This window comes from Teichococcus deserti (genome assembly GCF_001982615.1).
GTDB classification, from domain to species: Bacteria; Pseudomonadota; Alphaproteobacteria; order Acetobacterales; family Acetobacteraceae; genus Pseudoroseomonas; species Pseudoroseomonas deserti.
On the sequence record NZ_MLCO01000299.1, the window covers coordinates 1 to 3914 of the forward strand.

Genomic DNA, 3914 nt, shown 5'->3' on the forward strand with positions numbered 1-3914 from the left:
GGCCGCGCAGGGCGCTGCCATCCTTGCCGCCCTCCTTGCCCATCGACAGCCCGACCTCGATCAGGCTGCCGTCGGCCGCCTCGGTGGTGCGCAGCAGGACGCGGTGGCCGCCGACCACGACGCGCCAGACATTGCCGCGGGCGGCGACGGCGGGGCGCGGCGGCGGAAGTGGGCGGGCGGGCTCGGGCCGGGCCAGCGGCGCCGGGGCGGCGGCGTGGAGGTAGGGGCGGATGGCGGCTTCCATCGCCTCCCGCGCCTTGTCGGTGACCGGGGCCAGCAGCGCCTCGGCCTCGCGCTCGCCCTGCAGCAGGCCAGCGCGGCGGGCGGCGGCGGTGGGCCGCTCGGCGACGCGGCCGTCCTCGTCCTGCATCAGGCGGGTGGCGCCCTGGGCCGGGGCCAGGCCGCCGGTCTCGCAGCCCAGCAGCGCCTCGGCGGCGTCCGCCGCGGTCAGGGCGAAGCTGCCATGGTGGCGCAGCCCTTGCGTCGCGCCGGCGGCGTCCAGCGCGCGGCGGGCGGCGACGGCCAGGCCCGGGATGGCGCAGCGGGCGGGCGGCGCCGGCCACAGCAGGGCGGCGGGCTCGCGCGCGCCGTGCTTCTCGGCGAGGCGCGCGCTGGCCTGCTCGGCGGCACCCCGGGTCAGGGCGGACAGCGCATTGGCGACGTCGCGGGCGGCGGGCGAATCATAGGCCAGGCCGCAGGCGGCCAGCAGCGCCGAAAGGTCGGCGAAGCCCAGCCGCAGCCGCTGCGCGCGGCCGCCGGTCAGCACCTCCAGCGCCTGCACGCCGGTGCCGACGGCCGCGGCATAGCCGGCCGCGTCGAAGCCGCCGGCGGAATCCAGGAAGGCCGGCAGGTTCAGCACGAAGCGCGGCTCGACCTTGGCGTCGCCGCGCCAGGTCGAGGCGCCGGGGGCGCCGCGGCGGGTGATCACCAGCTGGCGCAGCGACTCGGCCAGGGCCACGGCGTCGATGGCTTCGAGGATGCCGAGCTGCACGGCGCGGGCCGAGAGGCGGGCGATCCAGCCCTCGGCCAGGCTGGGCAGCGAGACCGGACCCAGCCCGGGCGACAGGCAGGCCAGCGCCTCGGCCGCGCTCTGCTCCCAGGTGGCCGGCAGGGCGATCGCCCGTGGCGGGGAATCGGGGTCCGCCGATGCCCGCGTGCGCCGCAGCGCCATGCCTTCCCAGGGAGTGCCTGCAATCCGTGCCATGGTCCAAAAGGTAGCGGCAGGCCGCGCCCTGCGAAAGGCGGGGCAGGCGGCAAAACACGGGCTTGGCGTTGATTTCGCGGCCGGCTTGTCGGTCGAGGCACTGGCGCCGGCTGTGTCCGGCACACAAGGCTGTCATGGTGCGGGATCGTGGCTGGACCACGGCCTCGCCTTCCCCTCGGGCGCCGCATGTGCGAAGGAAGCGGCCAGAGGATGCTGGCAGGCTACCGCTTCGGGGCCGGGCGCCCCATATGTGCATCGCGGCAGCCCGCTCCCCCTGCGGGCCGTTCCCCCCCAGCCTGATGGAACTGACCGAGACATGTCCTTCCTGCAGCGGCTGACCACTGGCTTTTCAGCCAGCAAGATCGGCACCGACCGCTTCGGCAACAGCTATTACGAGAGCCGCAAGAGCTGGCTCGGCTATGGCCGCAAGCGCCGCTTCGTCCTGTACAAGGGCGAGGCCGACCCGACCATGGTGCCGGCCGAGTGGCATTGCTGGCTGCATCATGTGACGGACGCGCCGCTCTCCGAGACCAAGCGCCACGCCTGGCAGCAGGAGCACACGCCGAACCGCACCGGCACGCCGCTGGCCTATCGCCCGGCGGCGCCGGCGGCCACCGGCGGCCCGCGCCCGGCCACGGCCGGGGACTACGAAGCCTGGACCCCGGGCAGCTGATCACGTGTCGGGACGCATGATGACGCAGGGCCGCAATCTGGCGGAGGTGCTGACCGGCGCGGTGGTGCTGGCCGTCGCCGCCTTCTTCCTGGTCTTCGCCATCGGCCAGTCGGGGCGCAGCTTCGGCACCGGTGGCGGCGGCATCACCCTGACCGCCAAGTTCGACCGGATCGACGGGCTGAGCGCCGGCGCCGATGTCCGCATCGGCGGCGTCAAGGTCGGCAGCGTCGTCGACCAGCGCATCGACCCGAAGACCTACCTCGCCGTGCTGAAGCTGCGCGTCGATGGCGGCATCGACGTGCCGACCGACAGCTCGGCCGAGATCACCTCGGAAAGCCTGCTGGGCGGCAAGTATGTGGCGCTGGTCCCGGGTGGCGCCGACGCCATGCTGCGCGACGGCGCCGAGATCGGCATCACCCAGTCGGCGGTCAGCCTCGAATCGCTGCTGGGCCGCTTCATCTTCTCGGTGACCGAGCTGACCTCGGCCAATGCCCAGCGCAACGAGGGCGGCGCCACGCCGGCAACCCCGGCCACCCCGGCGCCCGCCACCCCGGCTCCGGCGCGGCCATGAGCTTCGCCCCGCCGGCCGGCTGGCCCGGCGCGGACGGCCAGCCGCTGGCCTGCCGGGAAAAGCTGAAGGTGCTGGCCGAGAACCACCGCGAGGCCGCCACCATGCTGCAGGACCTGCTGGAGGATGCCGTGCTGATGGGCGTGGACGAGGCCGCGATGCGCCGCATCCTGGCGCAGATGGTTCTCGAAATCCCGGCGCCGAAGCTGGCGAAGAAGGGTTCCGCCGCGTGACTCGCTGGCTCGTCGTGCCCGCCCTGCTCGCCGCCCCCCTGCTGGCCACCCTCGCCGCGGTCCCGGCCGCCGCGCAGCAGGAGCCCGGCTGGGTGGCCAAGCGCACCGCCCAGCTGCAGGCGCTGGACAAGGTCACCGCCCGCATCACCATCGTCGATGCGCCGGTCAACCAGCCGGTCCGCTTCGGCACCCTCTCGGTCACGGTGCGGGCCTGCAACGCCCGCCCGCCGGAAGAGGTGCCCGACGCCGCCGCCTGGCTCGAGGTGCTGGACACCCGCAACGACCCGAACGGCACCCCGGCCTTCCGCGGCTGGATGTTCGCCAATGCCCCCGGCGTCTCGATGCTGGAGCACCCGGTCTACGACCTGCGCGTCCTGGAATGTAAGTAACCGGGACACGCCAAAGGACACGGCAGTCTGACCGGCGAAGGGGTGGAAACGGGGCCAGGGCTCCCTATCCTGCTTCTATGCAGCTTCCACCCCTGCCCGCCGCCCGGGCCGCTCTCTTCCTCGACCTCGACGGCACCCTGATCGAGATCGCGCCGCGCCCCGACGCGGTGGTCGTGCCGCCGCATCTGCCTGGCCTGCTGGCCCGCCTCTCCGACCGGCTGGGCGGCGCCGTCGCCATCGTCACCGGCCGCGGCCTAGCCGTGGCGCGCGCGCTGACCCGCGAGCCGCCGGTCGCCTATGCCGCCGAGCATGGCATGATCATCGACGCCTCCCTGCTGCCCGGTGCCGACATCCCGCCGATGCCCATGCCGCCGACGCCGCCCGAGGCCTGGCGCGACGCGACCCAGGCCTATGCCGTGGCGGAAGGTCTGCTCTACGAGCCGAAGAAATACGGCTTCGTCCTGCATTTCCGCAGCTGCCAGGACAAGGGGCCGGCGGCGACCGCCTTCCTGCAGGACCTCGCCCAGGGCAGCCCCTTCCAGGTCATGCCCGCCCATGCCGCGGCCGAGCTGCGCCCGCGCGGCCTCGACAAGGGCTCGGCGGTGCGCTGGCTGATGCGCCACGCCCCCTTCGCCGGCCGCCAGCCGATCTTCATCGGCGACGACGTCACCGACCGCTTCGGCATCGAGGCTTGCGAGGAACTGGGCGGCACCGGCTACCTGATCCCCGACGCCTTCCCCGGCCCTGCCGCCGTGCATGACTGGCTCGAGGGCATCGTCGGGCTGCGCGCGGCATGAACGACCCGTTTCCCCGCCTGCCCGCCCCGCCGCCGCAGCCCGACGATGCC

The 3914-nt window shown here is 74.2% G+C and carries 6 protein-coding genes; 5 read left to right on the forward strand and 1 reads right to left on the reverse strand.

The window, feature by feature from the left end:
- Positions 1-1171 (reverse strand): hypothetical protein (locus BKE38_RS24770; RefSeq protein ID WP_076959891.1); only part of this gene is annotated, 1171 nt, incomplete at its 3' end.
- Between the two features lie 349 nt (positions 1172-1520).
- Between BKE38_RS24770 and BKE38_RS24775 the strand changes: the two genes are divergently transcribed.
- From BKE38_RS24775 to otsB, 5 genes are all read left to right on the forward strand, one after another.
- Positions 1521-1877, forward strand: coding sequence for an NADH-ubiquinone oxidoreductase subunit NDUFA12 family protein (locus BKE38_RS24775; protein ID WP_076959892.1), 357 nt, complete (start codon positions 1521-1523; stop codon positions 1875-1877).
- A 4-nt stretch (positions 1878-1881) separates the two neighbouring features.
- Entirely contained in the window at positions 1882-2448 is a 567-nt protein-coding gene (gene mlaD / locus BKE38_RS24780) for an outer membrane lipid asymmetry maintenance protein MlaD (RefSeq protein WP_242662563.1), read from the forward strand.
- Entirely contained in the window at positions 2445-2678 is a 234-nt protein-coding gene (locus BKE38_RS24785; protein ID WP_076959893.1) for a hypothetical protein, read from the forward strand. Before mlaD ends, BKE38_RS24785 begins: the two co-directional genes overlap by 4 nt.
- Positions 2675-3067 (forward strand): DUF2155 domain-containing protein, encoded by a 393-nt coding sequence (locus BKE38_RS24790; protein WP_242662564.1) that lies wholly within the window; start codon positions 2675-2677, stop codon positions 3065-3067. The genes BKE38_RS24785 and BKE38_RS24790 overlap by 4 nt, the downstream gene beginning before the upstream one ends.
- Positions 3068-3144: 77 nt before the next feature.
- The gene (gene otsB, locus BKE38_RS24795; RefSeq protein ID WP_076959894.1) at positions 3145-3864 is read left to right on the forward strand and encodes a trehalose-phosphatase; all 720 of its coding nucleotides are present in this window, start codon (positions 3145-3147) and stop codon (positions 3862-3864) included.
- Positions 3865-3914 lie beyond the last annotated feature (50 nt).

Bases quoted from the DNA above. Each gene is read 5' to 3' on its own strand.
- otsB (WP_076959894.1), top strand. From the start codon at position 3,145: ATGCAGCTTCCACCCCTGCCCGCCGCCCGGGCCGCTCTCTTCCTCGAC.
- BKE38_RS24775 (WP_076959892.1), top strand. From the start codon at position 1,521: ATGTCCTTCCTGCAGCGGCTGACCACTGGCTTTTCAGCCAGCAAGATC.
- BKE38_RS24785 (WP_076959893.1), top strand. From the start codon at position 2,445: ATGAGCTTCGCCCCGCCGGCCGGCTGGCCCGGCGCGGACGGCCAGCCG.